At 54.7% G+C, this 26333-nt stretch carries 18 protein-coding genes, 1 riboswitch and 1 other annotated feature; of the genes, 15 read left to right on the top strand and 3 right to left on the bottom strand.

Translation table 11 applies throughout. The features are described from left to right. Positions 1-23: 23 nt before the first annotated feature. Both M2108_RS23980 and M2108_RS23985 read right to left on the bottom strand, forming a co-directional pair. The gene (locus M2108_RS23980; RefSeq protein WP_277471894.1) at positions 24-1535 is read right to left on the bottom strand and encodes an IMP dehydrogenase; all 1512 of its coding nucleotides are present in this window, start codon (positions 1533-1535) and stop codon (positions 24-26) included. Positions 1536-1565: 30 nt separating this feature from the next. Continuing rightward, complete coding sequence (locus M2108_RS23985) at positions 1566-2126, bottom strand: phosphoribosyltransferase (protein WP_277471892.1); 561 nt, start codon at positions 2124-2126, stop codon at positions 1566-1568. Positions 2127-2251: 125 nt separating this feature from the next. After that, positions 2252-2354, bottom strand: a riboswitch (purine riboswitch). 579 nt (positions 2355-2933) lie between these two features. On the opposite strand from M2108_RS23985, the gene M2108_RS23990 reads away from it, so the two are divergent. The 11 genes from M2108_RS23990 (at position 2934) to ypfJ (ending at position 16414) form a co-directional block, all read left to right on the top strand. After that, positions 2934-3896: a hypothetical protein gene (locus M2108_RS23990; protein WP_277471890.1), complete on the top strand. Its 963-nt coding sequence runs from the start codon at positions 2934-2936 to the stop codon at positions 3894-3896. 21 nt (positions 3897-3917) lie between these two features. Then, positions 3918-4757 (top strand): protein phosphatase 2C domain-containing protein, encoded by an 840-nt coding sequence (locus M2108_RS23995; RefSeq protein WP_277471889.1) that lies wholly within the window; start codon positions 3918-3920, stop codon positions 4755-4757. Between the two features lie 208 nt (positions 4758-4965). Then, entirely contained in the window at positions 4966-6360 is a 1395-nt protein-coding gene (gene hemA, locus M2108_RS24000; RefSeq protein ID WP_277471888.1) for a glutamyl-tRNA reductase, read from the top strand. Between the two features lie 5 nt (positions 6361-6365). Continuing rightward, a complete protein-coding gene (gene ccsA / locus M2108_RS24005) occupies positions 6366-7193 on the top strand; it encodes a cytochrome c biogenesis protein CcsA (RefSeq protein WP_277471886.1) in 828 nt (275 codons plus the stop codon). A gap of 5 nt (positions 7194-7198) precedes the next feature. Beyond that, positions 7199-7846, top strand: a complete 648-nt coding sequence (locus tag M2108_RS24010; protein ID WP_277471884.1) for a precorrin-2 dehydrogenase/sirohydrochlorin ferrochelatase family protein — start codon at positions 7199-7201, stop codon at positions 7844-7846. Between the two features lie 269 nt (positions 7847-8115). After that, positions 8116-9159 (top strand): hydroxymethylbilane synthase, encoded by a 1044-nt coding sequence (hemC, locus tag M2108_RS24015; RefSeq protein ID WP_277471882.1) that lies wholly within the window; start codon positions 8116-8118, stop codon positions 9157-9159. 5 nt (positions 9160-9164) lie between these two features. Continuing rightward, entirely contained in the window at positions 9165-10721 is a 1557-nt protein-coding gene (gene cobA, locus M2108_RS24020; RefSeq protein WP_277506357.1) for a uroporphyrinogen-III C-methyltransferase, read from the top strand. A 374-nt stretch (positions 10722-11095) separates the two neighbouring features. Further along, positions 11096-12094 (top strand): porphobilinogen synthase, encoded by a 999-nt coding sequence (gene hemB / locus M2108_RS24025; RefSeq protein ID WP_277471880.1) that lies wholly within the window; start codon positions 11096-11098, stop codon positions 12092-12094. Positions 12095-12122: 28 nt separating this feature from the next. Beyond that, on the top strand, positions 12123-13424 hold the full coding sequence (gene hemL / locus M2108_RS24030; RefSeq protein WP_277471879.1) for a glutamate-1-semialdehyde 2,1-aminomutase: 1302 nt from the start codon (positions 12123-12125) through the stop codon (positions 13422-13424). Between the two features lie 599 nt (positions 13425-14023). Further along, positions 14024-14893: an RluA family pseudouridine synthase gene (locus M2108_RS24035; protein WP_277471957.1), complete on the top strand. Its 870-nt coding sequence runs from the start codon at positions 14024-14026 to the stop codon at positions 14891-14893. A 666-nt stretch (positions 14894-15559) separates the two neighbouring features. Then, the gene (gene ypfJ / locus M2108_RS24040; protein ID WP_277471877.1) at positions 15560-16414 is read left to right on the top strand and encodes a KPN_02809 family neutral zinc metallopeptidase; all 855 of its coding nucleotides are present in this window, start codon (positions 15560-15562) and stop codon (positions 16412-16414) included. A 167-nt stretch (positions 16415-16581) separates the two neighbouring features. Here the strand turns inward: ypfJ and M2108_RS24045 are convergent, their stop codons facing one another. Beyond that, positions 16582-17817 carry a GGDEF domain-containing protein gene (locus M2108_RS24045; protein WP_277471875.1) on the bottom strand — a complete coding sequence of 412 codons (1236 nt, stop codon included), beginning with the start codon at positions 17815-17817 and terminating at the stop codon, positions 16582-16584. A gap of 484 nt (positions 17818-18301) precedes the next feature. Between M2108_RS24045 and M2108_RS24050 the strand changes: the two genes are divergently transcribed. The 4 genes from M2108_RS24050 to murC all read left to right on the top strand — a co-directional run bounded on the left by M2108_RS24050 (position 18302) and on the right by murC (position 26084). Continuing rightward, entirely contained in the window at positions 18302-19747 is a 1446-nt protein-coding gene (locus tag M2108_RS24050; RefSeq protein ID WP_277471872.1) for a LysM peptidoglycan-binding domain-containing protein, read from the top strand. Positions 19748-20238: 491 nt separating this feature from the next. Next, positions 20239-20524 (top strand) — a binding site (T-box leader). A gap of 82 nt (positions 20525-20606) precedes the next feature. Continuing rightward, complete coding sequence (locus M2108_RS24055; RefSeq protein ID WP_481856944.1) at positions 20607-23306, top strand: valine--tRNA ligase; 2700 nt, start codon at positions 20607-20609, stop codon at positions 23304-23306. A gap of 5 nt (positions 23307-23311) precedes the next feature. After that, positions 23312-24688 carry a bifunctional folylpolyglutamate synthase/dihydrofolate synthase gene (locus M2108_RS24060; protein WP_277471870.1) on the top strand — a complete coding sequence of 459 codons (1377 nt, stop codon included), beginning with the start codon at positions 23312-23314 and terminating at the stop codon, positions 24686-24688. 7 nt (positions 24689-24695) lie between these two features. Beyond that, positions 24696-26084 (top strand): UDP-N-acetylmuramate--L-alanine ligase, encoded by a 1389-nt coding sequence (gene murC / locus M2108_RS24065; protein WP_277471869.1) that lies wholly within the window; start codon positions 24696-24698, stop codon positions 26082-26084. Positions 26085-26333: the final 249 nt, after the last annotated feature.

Below are 26333 nucleotides of genomic sequence, written 5' to 3' on the forward strand. Positions count from 1 at the left end.
TCCTTGTGCATCGATATTATCTGTCAGGATGTACGGTCCTTCTCCTTTAGCATAACATCATGTGCCCCGCCTTCGTAAATCGTTGTGGCGGAGACAAGGGTGATTTTGGCATGCTGCTGCAGCTCAGGGATGGTCAGGGCGCCGCAGTTGCACATGGTTGATTTGATTTTGCTGATGCTGAGATCCAGGTTATCCTTAAGCCGGCCGGCATAGGGGATGAAGGAATCAACCCCCTCTTCGAACTCCAGCTTGCTCTCCTTGCCTGGATTGCCGAAGTCGTAGCGCTGCCAGTTGCGGGCCCGGCTGGAGCCTTCGCCCCAGTATTCCTTGACGAAGTTCCCGCCTACGAGCAGCTTGCGGCCCGGGCTCTCGTCAAAACGGGCAAAGTAACGGCCGAGCATAACGAAGTCTGCGCCCATCGCCAGGGCAAGCACGATATGGTAGTCATGAACGATCCCGCCGTCAGAGCAGATGGGTACATAAATTCCGGTCTGCTCGTAATATTCCTGGCGGGCTGCAGCCACTTCGATGACAGCGGAAGCCTGGCCGCGGCCGATACCCTTCTGCTCCCGGGTGATGCAGATGGAGCCGCCGCCGATCCCGACCTTGATGAAATCCGCCCCCGCCTCCACCAGATACAGAAAACCTTCCTTATCTACAACATTACCAGCCCCAACCTTTACAGCTTCCCCGAACGTTTCCTTGATATACCGGATCGTCTCCGCCTGCCATTCGGAATAGCCGTCAGAGGAATCGATGCAGAGCACATCTGCTCCTGCTTCCACCAGTGCGGGAACCCGCTCCTTGTAGTCACGGGAGTTAATGCCTGCACCGACGATCAGCTGCTTGTTGCTGTCATGCAGCTCCAGCGGATATTCCTGATGGCTGTCATAATCTTTGCGGAAGACCAGGTACATGAGATGGCCTTCACTGTTCACAATCGGCAGGCAGTTCAGCTTGTGATCCCAGATCATATCGTTGGCTTCGGTAAGGGTAATGCCTTCCTGGGCGTAGATCAAGGAGGAGAGCGGAGTCATAAACTCCGTAATCGGGCATTCCCGCGGCAGCCGGTTCTCGCGGTAGTCCCGGCTGGTGACGATGCCCATCAGCTTGCCGGTCGGCTCCCCGTTATCGGTAATGGCGATGGTGGAGTGGCCGGTGCGGGCTTTGAGAGACAGCACATCCTGCAGGGTGTCCTCCGGACGGAGGTTGGCGTCGCTTACGACGAAGCCGGCTTTGAATTTTTTGACCCGGCGGACCATCTCGACCTGCTGCTCGATGGACTGGGAGCCGTAGATGAAGGAGATGCCGCCGCTTTTGGCCAGGGCAATCGCCATATTGTGATCGGAGACCGCCTGCATAACGGCAGAGGTAACCGGAAGGTTCATGGTCAGCGCCGGAGTCTCACCGCGCTTGAATTTGGTTACGGGGGTGCGGAGATCCACATTGCCCGGGATGCATGCTTTGGTCGTCAGATTCGGAACGAGCAGAAATTCGCTGAACGTTCTGGACGGCTGCTCATAATAGTAAGCCATTGTCTTCACTCCTTGAATGTATGGTTAGCGTTATACCGCTGACAGCACCCGCACTGGAATTCCGTAGTCTGCTTCCAGCTGTCTGTAATGCTCGCCTTTGGCCAGAATGCCCTGTACCCCGACAAGCTCGATGCCCATGATCTTCATTTGATCAGCGATACAGCGGATCGTTGCGCCCGAGCTGATGACATCATCGAGAATAAGCACCCGGTCCCCGGCCGTGAAGCCGTCAAAATAAATGTAATTCTCGTTATACGCTGTCTCGCGCTTGATGCATACCTCATAATTGTCGTACAGCTCGGTGCTGAGCCGCAGAATGTTCATCGGTTTGTTCAGCTTATAGGCCGCGAGCATCCCCCAGGTGTGACCGCCCGGCTCAGGCGATACGATATAATCAAAGGCCGGGAACTGTTCAGTAATGCTGCTGGCCAGATTAGCGGTAATTTCACTGATCAGCTCCGGATGAATATAGGTGCCCCGCTCACCAAAAGGGTACAGCTTGAAATCATAGGCGGTATCCTTGTTTTTGTAGATTCTCACGTTCTTGGCGCTGCTGATGGATTCACTGAGCCGTGCATACGATGCGCTCATGGCCTTTCACTCCCTTTGTCTGAATATGCAAAAAACCCCGGAATACAAGAGACGCCTGCAGAGCAAATGTCGCTAAAAGCGGGCGGTCACAGTAACTTCTGCGGCAGCACGGATTCAAGCTTCTTCGTTCTTGAGGAGTCTCTTGTAGCCTGGGGCAATTTACGGTTGCCTGTAGAAACGCTCAAACCAGATTAATGAGCTTATACAAGAGTTATGATGTTGTAATTTTCATGTCAGATATTATAACTTTGATTATTTTTATATATGCTATCATTGTGGATTATATGTGTCAATCCTTGATTTGGTGTCAGTTAATATGACATTTATTCTTTGTTGCAGGTGATTCTGACTGGAAAGAAGGGATTTGCTTTGTTTTGTGAAATATTTAGGAAGACGAACTGCATCAATGGAGGATGATAAGAAATGCGTTTAAAAATGTACCGTGACTATTTTTGGTATATAGCAATGCTGAAAAAGAAGGAAACCTTTATAATTTTGGTGGATTTCGGAATTTTTTTAGCGACAGTATATGCTTTTATCGGACAAATGAAGCTTGAATTCAGCAATAGCACTATTACCTTCAGTATCGGGATTCTGCTTGTCCTTAGCATAGTAAAGTTCGTATGGGACTGCTATAAGATGTATTCGGACTATGCTTCCTATAAAGGTGAGGGGAAGTACACTACCGAGCAGACAGAACAGATTTTAAATGAGAAGGGGATTTACAAGCTCGCTGATCTACGGCCAAGCAGTGATGAGGAGGGCAGGGGCTTTCAGGTGCATTCTGTTCCAAACAGTACGGAGCATATGAATCAAAAGAAAAATCCGTTGGAGTACGTACTTTACTCGGATGATATCGACCATTATCTGCGGACCACTGAAATAAGGCTTACTCTTCATACCAGAAAGTATGCACAGGTTAGAAAGCGGATCAAGAAAGAGGGGGATGCTCTGCTCTCGTTCCTGAGATACAATTTTTATAGATCCCTGAATAAAGGCCAGCATTTTTATAACGAGCAGAAGCTTTGCTTGTCCACTGATATTTCTTTAAATAACAATGAAGTAGAATGTCATAAAGGAAGTTATTTTGATACATATCTCACCAACATTATCTCGATGCAGAAACTAATTGAAGCAGAAAATCCTGAACGTGCCGTTTTTGACGGACGCAGAGGTTATCCTTACAGCCTCAGTGCCGGAATCCTCAAGCTGTGCAGTATTAAAGATGCATGTGTTAATAATGAGATCGGGGTTTCCACTCTTGCTTTTACTAAGGATGGATATTTGGTCCTGTGGAATCAGAATGCATTGGCTCAATCAAGCGGAGCTATGCTCGTCCCGTCGGGAAGCGGGTCTGCGGATTGGGAGGACATTGAGGGGGCAAGCTTTACCAAATCAATTCAAAAAGGAATGAGCCGCGAGTTAAAAGAGGAAAGTACGTTAAACAGGTTATCCGCTGACGATATCGGTGAAACACGCATTGTCGGATTCTTCCGCTGGGTTCGCAAGGCGGGTAAACCAGAGTTTGTGGGCATCACTAAGATGAAGGTCGACTGGCTGGATATTAATCCTGAGACAACAGAGGTAGCGCGTATAAGTCATGCAGATAATAAAACGATTACATCTCTGGAGCAATTGAGTACAACCTTGGCAGAGATCAAAAACAGTCCCAATATATCCGTTCCGCTATATATGAATATAAATGCTTTGGAGCGGTATATCGCACGTGATCCTGCAGGAGTAATCGCTTTTTTGGAGCTGGAGTCCTAATAACGAAAGGATTGAAAAGATATGGACAGCATGAACCGCCGGACAGTAGAAAAATATACGCTGCAAGGAGACGGGCAATGGAATGAGGATGCGCTGATCGTCAATGAACCTGCGGATATTTACGGAGTCGTGGACGGGGCCACCTCGCTATCACCTTACCGCAACAAGGAGGGGATGACCGGGGGGTATCTGGCTGCGCAGCTGGCTGCTACCTTTTTCGGGGAGGCGGACGGGCAGGCGCTGGAAAAGATAGCGGTTCAAGCCAACGCGCGTTTACGCGAAGTAATGGAAGCTGAAGGTGTGGATGTGCTGGATGCTTCTGCGCTATGGTCAGCTGCCTATGTCATTGTCAAAGTAAATCCGCATTCTATCGACTATATACAGTCAGGAGACTGTATGCTGTTGTGTAAATACAGGGATGGGGCGGTAAGGGCACTCACGCACACCCAGGTGGCCCATGTTGACCGGCTGACGCTGAACAGGATGGAGGAGCTGCGGGCGTCGGGAGTTGAAGATCCGGCTGAGCTTCGCAGGCTGCTGCTCCCGCTGCTGCAGGATAACCGCAGAAAGGCAAATACGCTGGAGGGCTATGGAGTGATGAACGGCAGTACGGAGTTCCCGCTTTTTCTGGAGAAGGGTACATTTAACAGGGCTAATGTGGAGAGCCTGTATCTGATCACGGATGGCCTGTATTCGGGCGTGGAGAGCTGGGAAAGTCTGCTGGACAGTATGGATGCAAAAGGGCTGAAGGGCTATACGGATGAGCTGTACGCAAGAGAGCAGGAGGATGCCATGCTGCTGGCTGTTCCCCGGCTCAAGGGTTCGGATGACAAAACAGGAATGGTGCTGCGCTTCGCCTGATTAATAAATAAATTATAAATAACCCATCATAAACCATAGTACTTTTATGGTTTTTTATTTATAATAATTATTATCTGGATGTCATAAAGAGTTCAAAGGTTTTGTAAAAAGCCTTATATTGATGTGATATACTTAACACACGTGATTTGAGAAAATGTGAAAGACAGTGCCTGCACCACTGAATAGAGACTAGGATGGTGAACAAGCGATGCACATTGTCGTCGTTGGCCTGAATTACCGTACGGCTCCCGTTGAGGTGAGAGAACAGTTCGCTTTTGCAGAGAAGGATCTTCCCGAAGCGCTTCATCAGCTGATGAAGACCAAAAGCGTGCTGGAAGGTGTCGTTGTTGCCACCTGTAACCGGACGGAAATTTATGTGGTCGTAGACCGCCTTCATATGTGCGGATATTTCATCCGCAGTTTTATGGAGCAGTGGTTCAATGTAAAAAGTGAGCAATTTACGCAGCATATGTATATATACGAGGATGAGCAGGCCATTGCCCATCTGTTCCGCGTAACCTGCGGTCTGGATTCCATGGTGATTGGTGAGACGCAGATTCTGGGTCAGGTGCGCAATTCTTTTTTGACTGCCCAGAGCGAGGGAGTGACCGGTACCTGGTTCAACCAGCTGTTCAAGCAGGCGGTGACGCTCGGCAAACGTGCGCATAATGAGACCTCAATCGGGGAGAGCGCCGTTTCGGTAAGCTATGCGGCTGTGGAGCTGGGTAAGCGGATCTTCGGCATGTTCACCGGTAAAAGAGTGCTGATTCTCGGCGCCGGCAAAATGAGCGAGCTGACCGTCAAGCACCTGTACAGCAGCGGCGCGGCTGAAGTTATTGTCGCGAACCGTACGCTTTCGCGGGCGGTAGAGCTGGCGGAGAAGTTCTCCGGCAGACCGAGCACGATTGATGATGCGCTGCAGCATCTGGATGAGGTCGATATTGTAATCAGCTCCACAGGGGCTGAAGGCTATGTGCTGACTGCGGACCAGGTATCCGCCGGCATGAAGCGCCGCCCGTCGCGGCCGCTGTTCATGATCGACATCGCCGTGCCGCGTGATATTGATCCGGAAGCTGCGAAGGTGCAGGGAGTATTCCTGTATGATATTGATGATCTGGAAGGCATCGTGGAGAGCAATCTGGAGATGCGCCGCAGCGAAGCCGCCAAGATTGAAGTGATGATAGCCGAAGAGATGGACGAGTTCCAGGTCTGGCTGAAGACGCTTGGCGTCAGACCGGTCATCCGCGCGCTGCAGGACAAATCGAATGCCATCTATGAAGATACGATGGACAGCCTGTTCAACAAGCTGCCGGAGCTGGATGAGCATCAGCGCAAGGTGATCCGCCGCCTGACCAAGAGCATCGTGAACCAGATGATGCATGATCCGATCAATGTGATCAAGGAAATGTCCGGCGGCGACCAGGGAACCGAAGCGCTTGCGTATTTCACGCAGATCTTTGCCCTGCAGGAGCAGCTTGAAGCCGGCGGCGGAAGCGGAAGCAGACCGGCTCCTGTGCAGAAGAAAGAGGATGAACGTGTATCCGCTGCTGAATTCCTTGTGCCTAAGACCGTTTTTGCTCCGGCAGGCCTGCTGGGCGGGTGAGCAGCATGAAACTGCTGAACGGAATATATGATGCCGCTCTGCTGCTATATGCCCTGAGCCTGCTGTTTATTTTCTCGGATTGCCTAAGGCGTAATCCGGGCGGAAAGCGGCTGGGCACAGGGCTTCTTGCTGTTGTGGGCCTGCTGCAGATGGCGGGACTTGCGGTCCGTTTCTCCCAGGAGGGCGGGCTGCCGATTTTTACCCCTTATGATTTCCTGTTCTGGTTCTCCTTCATTATCGTCATTACGTCGCTGGCCATTGCCTATACACGCGGCGGGGAATTTACCATTCTGCTGCTCAGCGGTGCCGGCTTCAGTGTGTTTCTGCTTAACCGGTTCTGGCTGACGGCGGCAGATCATGGACTGGAGAGCTGGAGGGCGGTGCACGGCTGGCTGGCGATGCATATTATTTTGGCCAACCTGAGCTTTGGCGCACTGACACTGGGGACGGTTTTTGCGATAATGTACCTGTTCCTGCATATGAAGCTGAAGAATAAAAAGTGGGATGACCGCATCCGGCGGCTGCCGAGCCTGGAGACGATGGATAAATATTCGTATACGGCGATTCTGGCCGGTGTTCCGCTGCTGGTGGTGTCCCTGCTCCTGGCGGGGATGTCGATTATTGCCGAAGGACGGACGCCGCTGTTTCAGGATTCCAAGGTACTGACCACAATGGTCGGGCTGGGGGTATATATAACGTATATTCTGCTGAAAAGATCCGGCCGCAAAAGCGGTACGGTGATGGCCCGCTGGGCGATTTCGGGGTATGCATTTATTATTCTCAATTTCCTGCTGAACTCGCTTTCTGACTTTCACGGCTGGAGCGGGAGGTGAGCGGGATGGCGGGGTATTTGCCGGTTATGCTGGATGTCAGCGGGCAAAGGATTGTGGTGATCGGCGGCGGGGCTGTTGCGGAGCGCAAGGTACTGTCCCTCCTTGAAGCGGAGGCGGCGGTAGTGATAATCAGCCCTGAGCTTACTGCTGTACTCTCCGGGCTGGCCGGGGAAGGCAGAATACAGTGGGTTAACCGCGGTTATGAAGCCGGGGATGTCCGGGGCGCTTTTCTGGTGTATGCTGCCAGCAGCGATCCGGCGGTGAACGAAGCGGCGGCTGCCGAAGCGAAGGCGCTCGGTCTGCCGGTAAATGTAGCCAGTCATGCGGAAGCGGGAAATTTCATTACACCGGGGGTTCTGCGCCGGGGGAGGCTGACAGTGGCCGTCTCCACATCAGGTGCAGGACCCTCTGCTGCGGCTGAGATTACCGCGCAGCTGGCGGAGGTTTTGGGTGAGGAGTATGAGCCTTATCTGGATTTTCTGCACATGATGAGGTCCGAGATTAAGCGGCAGGAAGCTTCCGCTGAAGTCCGCAGACGGCTGCTGCGCCAGCTCGGTCAGCTGGATGTGTTGAATCAGCTGCGGCAGGGCACCTTTATAGAATGGACGCCGGAGGCAGTCCTGGCGTGGATTGCTGCGAACCGGGAGGAATAGCGGCGGAGGGAAGCCGCCGGACCCCTGAATCATTGAAGTGATTGTACTTTGTGCAACAGAATCCTTGCTGAACGGCCAAGGGCAGCCATTCTGTTGCATTATGTACAATTGATCTCAGGGAAATGAGGCTAAAACGCCTGAAACGTGAGAATCTGCTGTACGAAATACAATAGATCCGCTGCTCAGGCTGATTTTAAAATGATCTGTTGTACAAAGTACAATAGATGGGTTAGCGCGGGAGAAGAAGCGATACCGGGAGGAAGATGAGAATGCGCAAAATTATTGTAGGCAGCAGACAAAGCGCGCTGGCGCTGACCCAGACTGGGCATGTCATTGACGATCTGACGCGGCTGAGTGAGAAGCATGGCTTCGGGTTCACCTTTGAGGTGCACAAAATCATTACCAAGGGCGACCGGATTCTCGATGTCACCTTATCCAAGGTCGGCGGCAAAGGGCTGTTCGTAAAAGAAATTGAACAGGCCATGCTCGATAAAGTCATTGATATGGCCGTACATAGTATGAAGGATATGCCATCTGAGCTGCCGGAGGGGCTGATTAACGGGGCTGTGCCGAAGCGGGTCGACCCGCGCGACTGTCTGATTGCTACGGATGCGGCAAGCCTTGAGGAGCTGCCGGGGGGTGCGCGCGTAGGCACAAGCAGCCTGCGCCGCTCCAGCCAGCTGGCCGCGCTGCGTCCTGACCTGGTGATTGAGCCGGTACGCGGCAACATTGATTCCCGGCTGAAGAAGCTGGAGAACGGCGAATACGACGCGATTCTCCTGGCCGCAGCGGGCCTGACCCGGATGGGCTGGCAGGACCGGGTAACCTCTTATCTGGAGCCGGAGGTATGTCTGCCGGCAGTCGGCCAGGGTGCGCTTGGCATAGAATGCCGCGAGGACGACAGCGAGCTGCGCAAGCTTCTGGCGCTGTACAATGATGAGCAGACAGCGCTTACGGTAGCTGCAGAACGGACGTTTCTTGGTGCGCTGAACGGCGGCTGCCAGGTACCCATCGGCGCATTTGCGGTACTTGGGGCAGAGGAAGCAGAGAGCGGGGCTGGGCGTGAAGGGACGACTGCGGAGCAATCTGCGAATGATGAAAAAGCTGCAGAAGAAGCCTCGGGTGTACTGGGAGCGTCAACTAATCCTGCAGGACGGGTAATTACTTTGACAGGGATGGTCGGAACACCGGACGGCTCGCTGATTCTCAAAGAGACGCTTACGGGGACTGACCCGGTACAGCTTGGTGAAGAAGTGGCCCGCAAGCTGATTGCCCGCGGTGCGGAGAAGATTCTGGCGGATACAAGGGGATGATGGAGATGGCGGAGAAGACGGGGAAAGTATATCTGGTTGGTGCCGGTCCGGGAGATGCGAAGCTGATTACAGTAAAAGGGCTAGAGTGTATCCGTAAAGCGGATGTGCTGGTCTATGACCGGCTTGCCAGTCCTAGGCTGCTCAAGCAGATGAAGTCCGGCGGGGAGAAAATCTATGTCGGCAAGCTGCCCGACCGCCACACCATGAAGCAGGAGGAGATCAACCAGCTGCTGGTTGACCTGGCGCTGGAAGGCAAAACGGTGGTGCGGCTTAAGGGCGGGGACCCGACGATCTTTGGCCGGGTGGGCGAAGAAGCGGAGCTGCTGCGCCGGAACGGCATCTATTACGAGATTGTGCCGGGCATTACCTCGGCCATCAGCGTGCCGGCGTATGCCGGCATCCCGGTCACCCACCGGGACTATGCATCCTCCCTGTCGATTATTACCGGGCATGAAAGCCCGGACAAGCTGGACCATTCCATCCATTGGGACAAGGTAACGAATGCTACGGGAACGCTGGTCTTCCTGATGGGCGTAGCCAAGATTGGCTACATCAGCGGCCAGCTGATCAAGCACGGCCGTCCGCCGGAGACGCCGGTGGCGCTGGTGCGCTGGGGTACGCGTGCGGAGCAGGAGACGCTGACCGGTACGCTCGCCGACATCGAGGCGAAGGTAACAGCGGCCGGCTTCCAGCCGCCGGCGGTCATTGTCGTCGGCGAAGTGGTGCGCCAGCGCCCGCAGCTGATGTGGGCCGAGGCGCTGCCGTTGTTCGGCAAGCGCATCGTGGTCACCCGCGCCCGCAGCCAGGCAAGCGAGCTGGTGGACCGCATTGAGGAGCTCGGCGGCGAGCCGTACGAGTTCCCGGTCATTGAGACGGTCATGCCGGAGGATGCCGGGAAGAAAGCCGCCATAGCTTCCGCGCTGGGGGCGCTGGAAGCCTATGACTGGGTTTTCTTCACGAGCCCGAACGGCGTGGAGTTCTTTTGGCGCCACCTGGCGGAGCTGAAGGTGGACATCCGCGGTTTGCACCGCGCGCGCATCGGCGCGGTGGGACCGGCCACAGCCGCCGCGCTGGCGGAGCGGGGGCTGGTGGCCGAGGAGCTGCCCGCCCGCTTCCAGGCGGAAGGGCTGCTGGAGGCATTTGGCCCGCGGCTTGAGGCGGGCCAGAAGGTGCTGCTCCCGCGCGGGGACCTCGCGCGGGAGTGGCTTCCGGCCAAGCTGCGCGAGCTTGGGCTGGAAGTGACCGAGATCGACACCTACGAGACGGTGGTGACGGGCGAGGATGATATCGAGCTGCTGCGCCTGCTCGAGGAGAAACGCATCCATGCGGTTACCTTCACCAGCTCTTCGACCGTGCGCAATTTCATCGGCATCCTGAAGCGCATGGGCCTGGAAGACCCGGTGGCCGCGCTGGCCGGCGTGAAGATCGCCTGCATCGGCCCGGTGACCGAGGAAACGGCCGTTGCCGCCGGCCTGACCCCCGGCCTGCTGCCGGACGAGGCCACGATCGAAGGCCTGGTGCAGGAGCTGTGCCGCTGGAACGAGTCAACGAGAGTAAGATAGATAGGGGCTTCATCCCCCGCTGGCGAAGCGGGTTAAGGATAGTTACTTACACTCTCCTGATGCGGGGTTAACTGCACTTTATGCAACTAAACTCGGTCATATTCGGCTGCTGCGCGGAATAGCTGCACTCTATACAACTAACTCTGCCTAAAACGGCTAAAATCCGCTTTTTCCGCCAAAATAGCTGCAGAAAGTACAACTAATCTGGTTACTCAGGGGAAAACTGGAGGAATAGTTGTACAGCGTGCAGTTAAAGTTAGTTTGTGACAGGGGGAATCCTCCCGACGAACATCAAAGGTACTCCGGACATGCGCTGGCATTGCTCAGTGCTGCCGGACTTTTTTTACATATTAACTACACAGGAGGATACATCAATGAGCTTTCCAATTACCCGGCACCGCCGTCTGCGCGGTACAGCCGGAATTCGCGGGATGGTACGGGAGACTGTACTGAATACGCTGGATCTGATCCAGCCGATTTTTGTGACATATGGAACAGGGGTGAAGATGGAGATTGGCTCAATGCCGGGCGTGTACCATTTTTCGCTCGATATGCTGAAGGCTGAGGTGGACGAAATTGCGGCGCTGGGGATTCCGGCGGTTCTGCTGTTCGGGATTCCGGAGACGAAGGATGAGGTGGGTTCTTCCGGTTTTGCTGATGACGGGATTGTGCAGGAGGCGACCCGCCTGATCAAAAAGTGGTACCCTGAGCTGCTCGTTGTAGCTGATACCTGTCTGTGTGAGTTCACGGATCACGGCCATTGCGGCATGGTTCATACCCATGTGGTTGACGGTGTTGTCCACGGTGATGTCATCAACGATGCTTCGCTTACGCTCCTGACCCGTACGGCGGTATCGCAAGCCAAGGCCGGGGCGGATATTATCGCGCCTTCGAACATGATGGACGGTTTTGTGCAGGCGATTCGCGCCGGACTGGATGAGAATGGTTTTGAGCATGTGCCTATTATGTCCTATTCGGTAAAATACGCTTCCGCCTTTTACGGCCCGTTCCGCGAGGCTGCTGATTCTGCGCCGCAGTTCGGCAACCGCAAAACATACCAGATGGACCCGGCCAACCTGCGGGAAGCAATCCGCGAAGCGGACTCCGATGTCCTGGAAGGTGCCGATATGCTGATGGTAAAACCGGCGCTGGCTTATCTCGATGTGATCCGGACGATCCGCGACCAGTTTGATCTGCCTTTGGTGGCTTACAATGTGAGCGGGGAGTATTCGATGGTCAAAGCGGCAGCGCTGCAGGGCTGGATCGATGAACAAGCCATCGTAATGGAAATGCTGACCGGCATGAAGCGGGCTGGCGCGGACATTATTATCACTTATTTTGCCAAGGATGCGGCCCGCTGGCTGCGCGGCTAAATTAACGAACAGAACAGGAGTGAACAATATGGGCAATGTGCCATTGTCGCGCCGGGAAGAAGCTTCCCGGAACGCTTTTGAAGAGGCCAAGCAGTATATTCCCGGCGGGGTGAACAGCCCGGTGCGGGCGTTCAAATCGGTAGGCCTGACACCGGTGTATGTGGATCACGGGATCGGCTCGCGTATTTATGATATCGACGGCAACAGCTTTATCGACTATGTCTGCTCCTGGGGTCCGCTCATTATGGGACATGCCCATCCGGAGGTGGTCAAAGCGCTGCAGGAGACTGCGGTAAAAGGGACCAGCTTCGGCGCGCCGACGCTGCTGGAGACGGAGATGGCCAAACTGGTCGTCGAACGTGTGCCGTCTGTGGATATTGTGCGGATGGTCAACTCCGGTACGGAAGCTACCATGAGCGCCATCCGTCTGGCCCGCGGCTATACCGGACGCAGCAAAATCCTTAAATTTGAAGGCTCGTACCACGGTCATGCGGACAGCCTGCTGATCAAAGCCGGATCGGGCGTCGCAACCTTGGGTCTGCCGGACAGCCCGGGAGTGCCGGAAGGGGTAGCAGTTAATACAATTACTGTACCTTACAACGACCTGGAAGGTGTCAAAATCGCCTTCGAGCGCTACGGCAACGAAATTGCCGCGATCATCGTCGAGCCGATTGCCGGCAATATGGGCGTTGTCCCGCCGCAGCCGGGCTTCCTGGAGGGCTTACGTAAGGTGACTACGGGTTATGGGGCGCTGCTGATTTTTGATGAGGTAATGACCGGGTTCCGGGTAGACCGCAGCTGTGCGCAGGGCCTGTTCGGGATTGAACCGGATCTGACCTGCTTCGGCAAGGTCATCGGCGGCGGTCTTCCGGTCGGCGCTTACGGCGGCCGCAGGGAGATTATGGAGCAGATGGCTCCGGCAGGGCCGATCTACCAGGCCGGTACGCTCAGCGGCAATCCGCTGGCGATGGCTGCCGGCTACAGCACGCTGAAGCTGCTGACTCCGGAGGTGTACGACCGGCTGGAAACGCTGGGCGCTCGTCTGGAAGCAGGGCTGAAGCGCAACAGCGTTGACACCGGCATCCCGCTGACGATTAACCGGATCGGATCGATGGTCTGCCCGTTCTTTACGGAAGGGCCTGTCCATAACTTTGAAACGGCCAAGACAAGTAATCTTGAGCAATTCCGCAGTTATTTCGGCCAAATGCTCGACCAGGGCATCAGCTTGCCGCCTTCCCAATTCGAGGGCATGTTCGTATCGGGTGTGCACAGCGAGCAGGATATTGACGATACGCTTGAAGCCCACTACCGGGCGCTGAAGTCGCTGTGACGGCTGGCGGAGGGGATAAGCCGAGAAGCGGCGGCTGGGACAAGACGGTAACTGGCCGCTGGGATAAGCCTGCAAGAGGCGGCGAGAATACGGCAGTAAAGGGCAGCTGGGATAAAGCGGTTCAGGGTAGCGGGAATAAGGCTGCAAAGGGCGTCGGTGACAAGGCGGTAATTGGCGGTTGGGATAAGGCAGCAAAAGGTAGCGAGAAAAAGGCAGTAAAGGGCGCCAAGGATAAAGCGGTAAGAGGCAGTTGGGATATGACCGCAAAAGGCAGCGAGAACAAGACGGTAAAGGGCAGCTGGGATAAAGCGGTCCAGGGTAGCGGGAATAAGGCTGCAAAGGGCGTCGGTGACAAGGCGGCAATTGGCGGTTGGGATATGACCGCAAAAGGTAGCGAGAACAAGACGGTAAAGGGCAGCTGGGATAAAGCGGTCCAGGGTAGCGGGAATAAGGCTGCAAAGGGCGTCGGTGACAAGGCGGCAAAAGGTAGCGAGAATAAAGCTGTAAACAGCGCCGAGGACAAAACGGTAGAAACTGCCGGGAGCAAGCCGGTTCCAGGCGGAGGCGCCTGGAAACGCCGCGGGGAATGGCTTGAGGCCATGCCCGGCCGGGCCGTTACCGGAGCGGCCGATAAGGAGGCCGCGATTGACCGCTGGCTGCTGGAGACTGCCGGGATGCCGGCGAAGCTCCATGCCCGGCTGCGCCGCGAAGGCGGCATCCAGTGGCGGGGCGACCGGCTGCGGCTGGCGCTTTGGCCGGAGCGGGAGGCCGGCATAGAGTCGGTATGGCAGGAGGCCCGGGTGCTGTATGAGGACGACTTTTGCCTCGTCGTCCATAAGCCTGCGGGCATGGCGGTCCACCCGGACGGCAGCGGATCGGATGCTACGCTGGACCATCTGGTAGCCGGTCATTACGCCGCTTCCGGCGGCGGCATTGCCGTGCGCCATATCCACCGTCTGGACAAGGATACGACCGGTCCGGTGCTCTATGCGAAGAATGAGTACGCTCAGCTTGTACTCGATGAGGATATGCGCAGCAAGGACATTTCGCGCCGCTATGCAGCCATCACTGAGGGCACTGTGCCTGCCCAGCTTACCGTCATCGACGCGCCGATCGGCCGCGACCGGCATCATGCGGCGCGGCGGCGGGTGTCGCCCGGCGGCCAGCCGGCGGTGACGCGGATTACCGGGCGTGAGGTGCTGCGCGGGGCAACCGCCCTGCAGGTCGAGCTCGAAACCGGGCGGACGCATCAAATCCGCGTTCACCTCAGCCATGCCGGTCATCCTCTCATCGGGGATGAGCTGTACGGCGGGCCGCGCTGGGGACTGGCTGAACGCGGCCGCCAGGCACTGCATGGCGAAGCGTTAGCGTTTCGCCACCCCTGGACCCGGGAGCTGACCGTAGTGGCCGATCCTTGGCCGGAGGACATGCTCCGGCTGCGCGAGTCACTGGGCGGCGCGCCTCTGTAACAAGGCGTGCGAAACAAGAAAGCAAAATTTCCAGCTCGCCCATATGTTTGTACATAAAACCCGCGTGTCCCGCCAGGTTATTGGCGGTTCCCGCGGGTTTTGTGCAGGTGCATGGAGCTGTTTCTTAAGCGAGCCTGAAGCTTAGACTTAATATGTTACTCCGCGGGTAGTGCTAATGAATTAAGTGGAAAAATGCTACCTATTTCTCGCCAAAATAGCTTAACGCGGAATTTACGTGGAAAAAGGTTACTTAATTTCACTGTTTTTGCTTTAAAAGGAGGTTATAGCTTGAATTAAGTGGCATTTTTCCACTTAAATATGGAAAAGATGGAGAACCAGAGAAATTAGTTGACGAAAATCCAACTAAATACATGGAGCCCCATACAATACATGAAGCCCCATACAATACATGAAGCCCACACAACACATGCAGCTGACACTGGATTTTTACCGGAAGCCGACTCCAGTCAGAATGTTACACGTGTCCATCTGAATCCCTGCCGATTACCTCAATTTCCCAGCAGTCGCACCCTGCCGATTTTGGGTATAACACTATTAAGCGTTAGTAAACGTTAATTAGGTTTTGCTGTTTTCGCAAGACTCCGGAATATCCGGACTGTTACGGAAACAATAATCCATTAATGTAAACAGACTGGGGGATGGGCCATGAAGTGGCAGGGAAGAAGAGGCAGCTCGAATGTGGAGGACCGCAGAGGCGGCGGCGGCGGTGGCGGGAAGCTGGTCGGCGGCGGGATCGGAGGCATTATTCTGGTGGTTGTAGTCACACTGCTGAGCGGCGGGAATGTCGGGGATATCCTGGGCAATCTGACTTCAGGCGGAACCACCACCTCAAATGCCCCTTACCAGGAGACTGCCGAGGAGCAGGAGCTGGCACAGTTTGTCTCGGTGGTGCTGGCGGATACGGAGGATGTGTGGAGCGAGCTTTTTGCCCAGCAGGGAATGACTTATACCGATCCTACGCTGGTGCTCTATAGCGGCAGTGTGAATTCGGCCTGCGGGACCGCAAGCTCGGCGGTCGGACCGTTTTATTGTCCGGGGGACAGCAAGCTGTATATCGACCTGAGCTTCTATGACGAGCTGCAGCAGCGCTTTAAGGCGCCGGGTGATTTTGCAATGGCCTATGTCATCGCCCATGAGGTTGGGCATCACGTGCAGACTCTGCTTGGAACGACCAAACAGCTGGATTCCCTCCGCCGCAGCTTGAGCGAGACGGAATACAACAAATATCAGGTGCGCTTTGAGCTGCAGGCGGACTATCTGGCCGGCGTCTGGGCGAACCATGCCCAGGGGATGAATCTGCTGGAGGAGGGCGATCTGGAGGAAGCGCTGACGGCGGCGAGTGCTGTCGGCGATGATACGATCCAGAAGCAGGCCCAGGGCTATGCGGTACCCGACAGCTTCACCCACGGGACGTCGGAGCAGCGGAAACGCTGGTTCTACAAAGGCTTCAACAACGGTACGATCACCGGTGGAGACACTTTTAACGCTGCCGAGCTGTAGAGAACCGCGCCTTTTATGGAGCCGGTGATGTCCGTACTTTCTATTGAACTGCACGAACACAGCAGGTATTACCGAGTGAATACCGTATCAGCTTGTGCCACTCTGCAGACACAACAAGAGCCGTTCCAACCGGGCAACCGGTGGAACGGCTCTTTTATCATAACGGATTAGTCAGCCAGTGCATTGTGCGCCGAGAGCCGGTTGCGGCCGAGTTTTTTGGATTCCAGCAGGAGCTGGTCGGCGCGGACGTACCCTTTTTCCATGGATATGCTCTGATCCGCTCTAAAGTAGTAGAGGCCGAAGGAAGCCGAATAGCTGACCTTGATCTGCTGATCCTCATAATCTGCCGCAGCTGAACTTCCTTCTATATCGAGCAGCATTTCCTGAATGATCAGACGGCATTCCCGGAAAGACTTGCCCCTCAGAAACAATGTGAATTCCTCTCCGCCGCTGCGGAACAGGATGTCCTCCTCCTGCAGGTGGGCTTTGAGAGTATCTGCGAAATGAATAATGACCCTGTCCCCTACAGCATGATTGTAGGTATCGTTGATTTTTTTGAACCGGTCGATGTCTGCTACAACAATACCTATATATTCGCTGCTGTGGTCGAGCTCGTTCATCATTTTGTCCATGTGTGCCCGGTTAAAGGTTCCGGTCAGGAAATCCTGATAAGCCATCTGCTCGAACTTGTCCCGCTCGAATTTGTGCTGGGCACTCTGGGATTTGGAGAAAAAGGAGAGGCTGACAATGTAGTTCAGCAGGAACAGCGCAATCAGCATCTCCCATTTCTCCATCTGCAGCAGACGCAGCAGCAGGGCGTTGGTCAGCGCTACTTTGCTGAAATCCAGCAGGTTTCTGCTCTTGAACAGCAGATCAAGCGCTTCTTTGCGTGTTGTAATGTCCCCGGAGAGGGCGAAGGTTATGACCAGAAACCCCGAGGACAACAGGGTTGTCACACAGACCACCAGCAGGAACAGCAGCCAGTAACCGGCGGGAACATGTGCGGCAGCCGGATAGAGCAGCGTGTACAGGTAATAGGCGGCGGTCCCGCCAAGCGTGAAAGAGCCGATATTATAAAAAGCGTCCAGGAATTCTCCCGGATCGGCGGTCTTTGTTTTCTTTTTATAGAGGTACACTGTAGTCCGGTAGAAAATCTCATAAATCAGCGTGCCGAGCGGTCCGGCAAAAATACCGAAGGAAGAAGTATAGCTGATCGCATAGTCGATCGTGGAATTCCCTTTCCGGGTAACAAGGCGCAGCTGAAAGTAAAAGCTCGCGAATACCCAGTAGAGCAGCATGGCCTTTATATATGTATCATCCAGTACTACTGAAGGGTGCGTTAGAAGCGCCAGGACCACAGCAGCCGCGAACAAGGAGAGGTCGAATAATCTTGCTTTAGACATATCGGTAACATCCTTTCGAGCGTTATACCGATTATACCCGAAATATGTAAACATGATGAAAATAGTTTTGCAAAAATTCACACTTTACTCCGCTGATAGAATTGAGACTCCCAACCATACCGGAAAACCGGCGCCGGACATATAATACTATGTTAATGCATATGCCGGCTGTTTCTATTTCTGCAGTGAAATTTATAACCGGAGGAGAGGGATTCATGAGAATCTGAAGGAGTATGAGGCCAAGGCTGTAATGCCATCTCCGCTGAAGCGGCGTCAAGGTAAGAAGCTCATCATGCATGCAAGTCGCCTTGAATACATTAAGGGAGTTCACATCCTGATCCGTGCGCTGGGCGGGCAAAAGCGCATGTGTCCAAATTAGTCATGCCTTCCTGATTGGAGCATATACATGAGTGGAGTAACATTTTGGGCTTATACTCTGGGCTTGTCTCAGGGTTAGATTATGCCAAGAAGGAGGAAATTTCCCGTGTTTGACCAGTCCCACGGCTTGCGGTTTGATATTTATGAACGCATCCACCTGCCTGCAGAACTTCCGGGAATCGCTGAGCTGGAAGAGGTGGAGCTCATTCCGGAAATTCAGGTGATTCAGCGGGAAGACCGGGCCGAGCTCTACGGCCAGCTGCTGCTCACCGGACTTTACCGGGGAGAAAATGACCGGACGGAGCGCCTGGAGCATGCGATCCCCGTTGAAATCACAGTCCCGCTGACCCGGGTCAGCTCACTTGAAGACATAGGGGTAGAGATCGAGAACTTCGATATCGACCTGCTTACGATGCGTACTGTCAACATAACCGGCGTGCTTTCACTGAGGGGAGTAGGCGGAGCGGAGACAGGGAAGGCCTGGCAGCAGGAGGAGTATACAGTAGCCTACTCTCCCGAGCAGGAAGACCGGGCAGTTGCTGCTCCGGCCGAGGGCAGGGAACAGGACGGCGAAGCCCTGTACGAGAATTCACTGTGGACCTACGGCGAGGGGGCGGCGGAAATTCCTGCAGACCAGCAGGAGTATACCTCCTTTATTCCCGATGCGGCAGCGGTCAATCCGCTGGTTCTGGAGAGCTCCGTCTATACGCAGGCGGCCGGACCTGCTGCCCAGCCGCATAAGGAAAAAGAAGCAAAGCTGCGCACGCACAGCCTGGAGGACCAGACGGGATTCACCGGCGGAGCGGCTGCGGAAGCCTGGCAGAAGGGGAAGGCACCGGCGGAGCCGGTATCCGGGCATTTTTTCGGCACGCGCGAGAAGGAACCGGCAGTGAAACCGGCCGCTTCTGCTGCTGATATTACGCAGGCCGGATCCGGTGATGCTGCAGAGGAGATTGTTCCGGCAGCTGCGCAGGCGTTTGATTTCGCGGACATCGCCTCCGGGCAGCTCTATGCCGAGAGACTGGAGGAGCCGGTTGCTGCGGTTGAGCCCGAGAATACTCCTGCAGAGATCCAGGAAGAAGCGGAACTGCCCGAAGCGGAGGACACCAAGGAGCCGGAAGCGGAGGACACCAAGGAGAATGATGCGCTTCTCTCACCGGAAACACTGCCTGTCCAGGAAGAAAAGGCAGATCTCAAGGTTGCGCTCGGCAGCAAGAAGGAAGAGGCAAGCTCCGCCAAGGAGCATCTCACCTTCTCCTCCCTGCTCAGCTCAAGCCGGGCCCATAAGGAGCAGGAAAGCGCAGTGACTGCTGCTGCGGCTCCGCAGCCGGAGGTTAAGGAACCGGGGAATGACAGCGACTGGAAGAGCCGCTTTATCAGCAGAGCCGGCGGTGTGGAGCTGTTCCGCAAGGTCCGGATGTGCATTGTGCAGCGGGAGGATACGCTGGATACGATTGCCGAGAAGTATCAGCTCAGCGCAAGGGAGCTGGTAATGTACAACCGGCTGGCAGGCCAGAATGTGGAAGAGGGGCAGGTTTTATATATTCCTTAGGTTATGGTTATGGGACTGAGCAGCGGCTTCCTGATTACGGGGAGCGCTGCTCAGTTTTTTGTTAAGGAGAGGCAGGGTTGTGGAAAGCCGGCAGTTTAGATGCCGGTAGACGCCTTTAGCCGCTAACGGACCTAAGCGACCTTGTTTTCCCGGAAATTAGTATTTTGTCCGGCTAACGGACCGTGCTGCACTTATTTCCCTCCATACGGCCATTATTGTTCCGAATATCTGCATTTAAGGTTATTGATGTCCGTTAGCATGCCGAGAAATGACTTTATGCGAAAGGAAGTGCATCGGAGTCCGTTAGAGCAGGCGGTATTCTGTCTGCCGGGGCTGTGGCCGGGAAGCGGGAATTTGGATGCACATCCGGGAGAGGATTCTTTTACCTTAGCGGCATAGAATAAATTCAATAGTATAAGACCGGCTGTTTGTGTGTATGCTGGTTGACTAGGAATAGTACTAAATGTATTATGGGAATAAGTAAAACTTAGCTAAAGACTGGGAACGGGAAGAGTAGGTCGTCAGCCCTTCAGAGAGCGGAATTGTAATTGCTGTGAATTTCCGCAGGATGCATGCCACCGAAGTCGCCCCGGAGTCGCCCTTCCGAAGGTTAAGCCGTTATAGGCTGATCAGTGTAGGATGTGGCCGGACGCAGCCGTTATCTGCATGAGTGTCGCGCTAAGCTTCGGGGAGTGCAGGTTTTCCCGGGCACAGGGTTATTTTGCATTAGTGCGAAACAAAGGTGGTACCGCGAAAGAATGGCCTTTCGTCCTTTGAGACGAAAGGCCTTTTTGTATTTTCACAAGATAAGAAATTAATGGAGGTTCAGGACATGGCTGATGACATCAAAGCGGCAGAGATGCTGCCGGACACGCAGGAAGCGGCAGCGCAGGCTGCGGCTGACAATAGCGCTAAGAACGACATGCCGACAACGTACGATCCGAAAGCGGCAGAGCACAAGTGGTACACCTACTGGATGGAGAACGAATTCTTTAAGGCCGGCCAGCGGCCGGACGCAGAGCCTTACAGCATCGTAATCCCGCCGCCGAACGTAACGGGAATGCTGCATATCGGGCATGCGCTCGACTTCACCCTGCAGGATATTCTGATCCGCACGAAGCGGATGCAGGGCTTCGACACGCTCTGGCTGCCGGGGACAGACCATGCGGGTATTGCTACCCAGACCAAGGTGGAGCAGAAGCTGCGCCAGCAGGGGATTTCCCGCCATGACCTCGGCCGCGAGAAGTTCCTGGAGCAGGTATGGGCCTGGAAGGACCAGTATGCCGAAACGATCCACGGACAGTGGGCGAAGATGGGCCTGTCCCTGGACTATTCCCGCGAACGCTTCACGCTGGATGAGGGCTTGACCAAAGGGGTACGCCAGGTTTTTGTTGAGCTGTACCGCAAAGGCCTGATCTACCGCGGCAAGCGCATTATTAACTGGGACCCGGCTGCACGTACGGCCCTGTCGGATATTGAAGTGGAGTACAAAGAGGTTAACGGACACCTGTATCACCTGCGTTATCCGCTGAAGGACGGCAGCGGCCACATTACTGTAGCCACAACACGTCCGGAGACGATGCTCGGCGATACCGCGGTAGCGGTTCATCCGAAGGATGAGCGCTACAAGGATCTGATCGGCAAAACGCTGATCCTGCCGATTATCGGCCGGGAAATTCCGATTATTGCCGATGATTATGTAGAGAAGGAATTCGGCAGCGGCGCGGTTAAGATTACTCCGGCCCATGACCCGAATGACTTTGAGGTAGGCCAGCGCCACAATCTGCCGCAGATCAACGTGATGGACGAAGGCGGCGTAATGAATGAGGAAGCCGGACCGTATAACGGCCAGGACCGCAGCGAATGCCGCAAGAATATCGTTGCTGATCTGAAGGAGCAGGGCGTCCTGATTTCGATCGAGGATCACGTACACCAGGTAGGACACAGCGAGCGCTCCGGTGCCGTAGTTGAGCCATATCTGTCCACCCAATGGTTCGTTAAAATGCAGCCGCTGGCTGAGGTTGCCATCAATGCGCAGAAGGAAGGCAACGGCGTTAACTTTGTTCCTGAGCGTTTTGAGAAGACCTATCTGAACTGGATCGAAAATGTACGCGACTGGTGTATCTCCCGCCAGCTGTGGTGGGGACACCGCATTCCGGCCTGGTACTCTGAGTCTACAGGCGAGGTGTTTGTAGCCTACAGTGAAGAAGAAGCCCGCGAAATGAGCGGTCTTGATGATCTGAAGCAGGATGAGGACGTGCTGGATACCTGGTTCAGCTCAAACCTGTGGCCGTTTGCCACAATGGGCTGGCCTGACGAGAGCAGCAGCGACTACCAGCGTTACTATCCTAATAACGTGCTCGTTACAGGATACGACATCATCTATTTCTGGGTAGCGCGCATGATCTTCTCCGCCTTTGAATTTACCGGCCAGAAGCCGTTCGCCGATGTATTCATGCATGGTCTTGTGCGTGATGCCGAAGGCCGCAAAATGTCCAAATCGCTCGGCAACGGGATTGATCCGCTGGATGTTATTGAACAGTACGGCGCGGATGCTATGCGCTATATGATTTCTACCGGTATTACTGCCGGGCAGGATCTGCGTTTCCGGATGGAAAAGGTAGAGCAGGCCCGCAATTTTGCCAACAAGATCTGGAACGCATCGCGCTTTGCGCTGATGAATCTGGAGGGTGTTAATTTTGCAGATATTGACATTACAGGTGAGCTTACGACGGCTGACCGCTGGATTTTGCACCGCCTGAACGAAACTTCCCGCGATATTACGCGTCTAATTGACGCGTACGAGTACGGCGAGACCGGCCGTCTGCTGTACAACTTCATCTGGGATGATCTGTGCGACTGGTATATCGAGTTCGCGAAGCTGTCGCTGTACGGCAGCGATGCGGCTGCCAAAGCCAAAACCCAATCGGTGCTTGCCTACGTGCTCGACCGCACGCTGCGCCTGATTCATCCGTTCATGCCGTTCATTACCGAGGAGATCTGGCAGCATCTGCCGCACGAGGGTGCAACGATTACGCTGGCAGAGTGGCCTAAGTACGACGCAGCGCTGGAAAGCCCTGAGGCTGTGGCTGAAATGAACCTGCTGATGGACATCATCCGCGCGGTACGCAACATCCGTGCAGAGGTTAATGTACCGATGAGCAAAAAGGTCGAGCTGATCATCAAGGCAGGCAGTGCAGAAACACTCAGCATCATCAGCCGTAACGACAACTACATCAGCCGTTTCTGCAACACGTCTTCCTTTGAAGCGGGCCTTGATCCGCAGACTCCTGACAAAGTCATGTCTGCAGTTGTTACCGGAGCAGAGCTGCTGCTGCCGCTGTCTGGGCTGATCGATATTGAGCAGGAGATTATCCGTCTCGAAAAAGAAGTGCAGACGCTGAACAGTGAAGTGGAACGCGTTGAGAAAAAGCTTGGCAATCAGGGCTTTGTTGCCAAGGCTCCGGCTAAAGTCATCGAAGAGGAACGGGCGAAGCAGGCGGATTATTCCGCTAAGCGCGAGAAAGTGCTGGCCCGCATCGCAGAGCTGAGAGGATAAGGGATATGGAAGAGATGATCGGGAGCGGTAAGGCCGCTCCTTTGGGTTCTTATACAGAAGCAGTGGACTGGATTAACGGGCTGATTCCATTCGGCATCCGTCCGGGGCTGGAGCGGACCCGGCTCCTCATGGAGAAACTCGGCAACCCGCACCGCAGGCTGAAGTTTATTCATGTGGCGGGAACGAACGGCAAAGGTTCGACCTGTGCCTTTCTGACAAGTGTGCTGCTGAAAAGCGGCTACAGTGTAGGGACGTTTACGTCCCCCTACATTACGAAGTTCACCAACCGGTTTCAGTATAACGGTACGGATATTCCCGAAGATACGCTCACTGCGCTTGCGGAGAAGCTTCGTCCCCTCGTAGAAGAGATCGCCGCCGGCGAGCTTGGTTCACCGACGATGTTCGAGGTCGCGACAGCACTGGCTATCCTCTACTATGCCGAATGCTGTTTCCCTGATGTAGTCGTATGGGAGACAGGGCTTGGGGGAAGGCTGGATGTAACGAACATCGTCATGCCGGTTGTTTCCGTAATTACCAATGTCGGGCATGATCATACTGATGTGCTGGGCGATACGCTGGAGAAGATTGCTTTTGAGAAGGCCGGGATTATTAAGCCCGGTGTTCCTGTGGTCAGCTGTGTCAGCCAGCCTGAAGTGATTGCCGTTCTGAAGGCGCGGGCGGAAGCCTGCCGTTCAAAGCTCTATCTGGCCGGGGAAGATTTCAGCTATGAGCTTACAGGAATCGAGGCAGGCGTACAGAGCTTTACCTTCAAGGGACCGTTCCGTGAGCTTCAGGTCGGCATCGCCATGAAAGGCGAGCATCAGCTGAGCAACGCAGCCGGAGCGATGATGGTTGTTGAGGTGCTGCGCCAGTATATGGCGTTCATGCTGGAGGATGAGGATGTGCTGGAAGGCTTCAAGGATACCTTTTGGGCCGGACGCCTGGAGGAAGTAAGCCGGCATCCGCGGATTGTACTCGACGGTGCACATAATCCTGAAGGGGCGGAGAGCCTGGCCAGAAGCCTGCCGCAGTTTTATCAGTACGGTAAATTAAATTTACTCATGGGGATGCTGGCTAATAAGCATCATGAGTCATACTTCAAGCATATACTGCCTATAGTGGATACGCTCATCCTGACCGAACCGGATTTCCGGAAGAAAATGGACGCGGAAGAACTGCAGGCCATCGCAGAAAGTCTGCGGGAGAAATATGCCAGGAACCATTTGGAAATCATAGTAGAACGTAATTGGGGCAAGGCGCTGCAGCTGCTGCAGTCGATCACGTCGGAGAAGGATCTTGCGGTCGTGTCCGGCACACTGTATCTGATTTCCGATGTACGCAGTACGCTTTTGCGGCAACCCGATTCTGAAAAAGGCTGGTGACGAACTGTTGGATACTACTGAACGTGTGCATTTTATAGGGATCGGCGGCTACGGTATGAGCGCGATTGCCCGGGTAATGCTGGAAATGGGATACACGGTTACGGGCTCCGATGTGGCTGCCCAGGAATTAACCGAGAAACTGATCGCCAAAGGCGCCAAGATCTATATCGGGCATACGGCCGAGCAGGTTAAGGGTGCCGATCTTGTTGTCTATTCAACCGCGCTTACAAGCGACAATGTGGAGTGGGTGGAGGCCGAGCGTCTTAACATTCCGGTGCTGCACCGCTCCCAGATGCTGGCGCGTCTGCTGAATGAACGCAAGGGCGTTGCCGTTGCAGGGGCGCACGGCAAAACCACCACCTCCTCCATGATTGCATTGATCATGGAAGACTGCGGTGTGGACCCGACGTATATTATCGGCGGGGAGATTATGAATGTCGGTACAAATGCCAAGGCAGGACAAGGAGAATACGTTGTAGCTGAAGCAGACGAGAGCGACGGCTCCTTCCTCCAGTACCACCCTTGGCTGGCGATTGTCACCAATATTGAAGCGGACCATCTGGAAAATTACGGCGGGGATTTCGGCAAGCTGAAGGCTGCTTACGTCCAGTTTATGAATCAGCTGCGTGAAGACGGCACGGCGATTGTATGTGCTGATGATGAGACAGCCAGCTCTCTTTTGTCTGAAGTGAAGGGCAATATTATCACTTACGGCATTGATTCTCCGGATGCGGACTACACTGCTGCTGATATCGTGCTGGGGGACAGACAGGTCTCCTATACAATGAACCATCAGGGGCGCGTGCTGGGCAAGATTGAGCTGTCCATCCCGGGCAAATACAATCTTTACAACTCAATGGCTGCGGTAATCGCCTGTCTGAAGTCAGGCGTTGCCTTTGATGCCATTGCTGCCGCCATTGTGAAATTCCATGGCGCCAAGCGCCGCTTCCAGGTGCTCGGCGAGGTTAATGACATTCTGGTCATTGATGATTACGCCCACCATCCGACGGAAATCCAGGCTACGATCAGCGCTGCCAAGGCTACCGGTAAAAAGATTATCGCCGTATTCCAGCCGCAGCGCTATACGCGTACCTTCTTCCTGCTGGATGCGTTCAGCCGGGCTTTCAGTGAAGCGGATGAGGTCATTATTACGGACATCTACTCGCCGGCAGGTGAGAAGCAGATTGAAGGGGTAACCTCTGCGAAGCTGGTGGAGCTGATTGTCCAGAACAGCAATTCGAGCGCAAGGCATCTGCCGACCAAGGAAGATGTGCTTGCCGATCTGCAGGGCCGTATCGCTCCGGGCGACCTGGTGCTCACCATGGGTGCAGGCGACATCTGGAAGGTAGGCTACAAGCTGGCCGAAGGCTTAAAGGAACAAGGGAACAAGGAATAAATTAGCGCCGCTGCGTCGCTTGAAGCAGTGATCCGCTATTCTAAGGCGTATTTTCTCTGAACACAGAGAGAATACGCCTTATTTATAAGTTTTTCGGAGTTCCCGCAAAATGCCTGAGTCCGCATTCGCGAGACTGCCTTCTCTGAAGGACGGCATAGCCGTTTCTACTTGTGCACGTCAATTCTTGGGGGGGGTCTGCCGATAATAGATTTGATAGACTGCAGTTTGCGGTCACGATATTGATTTCCG

The sequence above is a fragment of the Paenibacillus sp. PastM-3 genome (assembly GCF_029893965.1).
GTDB lineage: Bacteria > Bacillota > Bacilli > Paenibacillales > Paenibacillaceae > Paenibacillus_AQ.

Bases quoted from the DNA above. Each gene is read 5' to 3' on its own strand.
- ccsA (WP_277471886.1), top strand. From the start codon at position 6,366: ATGAAACTGCTGAACGGAATATATGATGCCGCTCTGCTGCTATATGCC.
- M2108_RS24060 (WP_277471870.1), top strand. From the start codon at position 23,312: ATGGAAGAGATGATCGGGAGCGGTAAGGCCGCTCCTTTGGGTTCTTAT.
- M2108_RS24045 (WP_277471875.1), bottom strand. From the start codon at position 17,817: ATGTCTAAAGCAAGATTATTCGACCTCTCCTTGTTCGCGGCTGCTGTG.
- M2108_RS24035 (WP_277471957.1), top strand. From the start codon at position 14,024: ATGCCCGGCCGGGCCGTTACCGGAGCGGCCGATAAGGAGGCCGCGATT.
- hemB (WP_277471880.1), top strand. From the start codon at position 11,096: ATGAGCTTTCCAATTACCCGGCACCGCCGTCTGCGCGGTACAGCCGGA.
- M2108_RS24010 (WP_277471884.1), top strand. From the start codon at position 7,199: ATGGCGGGGTATTTGCCGGTTATGCTGGATGTCAGCGGGCAAAGGATT.
- M2108_RS23995 (WP_277471889.1), top strand. From the start codon at position 3,918: ATGGACAGCATGAACCGCCGGACAGTAGAAAAATATACGCTGCAAGGA.
- hemL (WP_277471879.1), top strand. From the start codon at position 12,123: ATGGGCAATGTGCCATTGTCGCGCCGGGAAGAAGCTTCCCGGAACGCT.
- M2108_RS23990 (WP_277471890.1), top strand. From the start codon at position 2,934: ATGAATCAAAAGAAAAATCCGTTGGAGTACGTACTTTACTCGGATGAT.
- M2108_RS24055 (WP_481856944.1), top strand. From the start codon at position 20,607: ATGCTGCCGGACACGCAGGAAGCGGCAGCGCAGGCTGCGGCTGACAAT.
- hemC (WP_277471882.1), top strand. From the start codon at position 8,116: ATGCGCAAAATTATTGTAGGCAGCAGACAAAGCGCGCTGGCGCTGACC.
- cobA (WP_277506357.1), top strand. From the start codon at position 9,165: ATGGCGGAGAAGACGGGGAAAGTATATCTGGTTGGTGCCGGTCCGGGA.
- ypfJ (WP_277471877.1), top strand. From the start codon at position 15,560: ATGAAGTGGCAGGGAAGAAGAGGCAGCTCGAATGTGGAGGACCGCAGA.
- M2108_RS23985 (WP_277471892.1), bottom strand. From the start codon at position 2,126: ATGAGCGCATCGTATGCACGGCTCAGTGAATCCATCAGCAGCGCCAAG.
- M2108_RS23980 (WP_277471894.1), bottom strand. From the start codon at position 1,535: ATGGCTTACTATTATGAGCAGCCGTCCAGAACGTTCAGCGAATTTCTG.
- hemA (WP_277471888.1), top strand. From the start codon at position 4,966: ATGCACATTGTCGTCGTTGGCCTGAATTACCGTACGGCTCCCGTTGAG.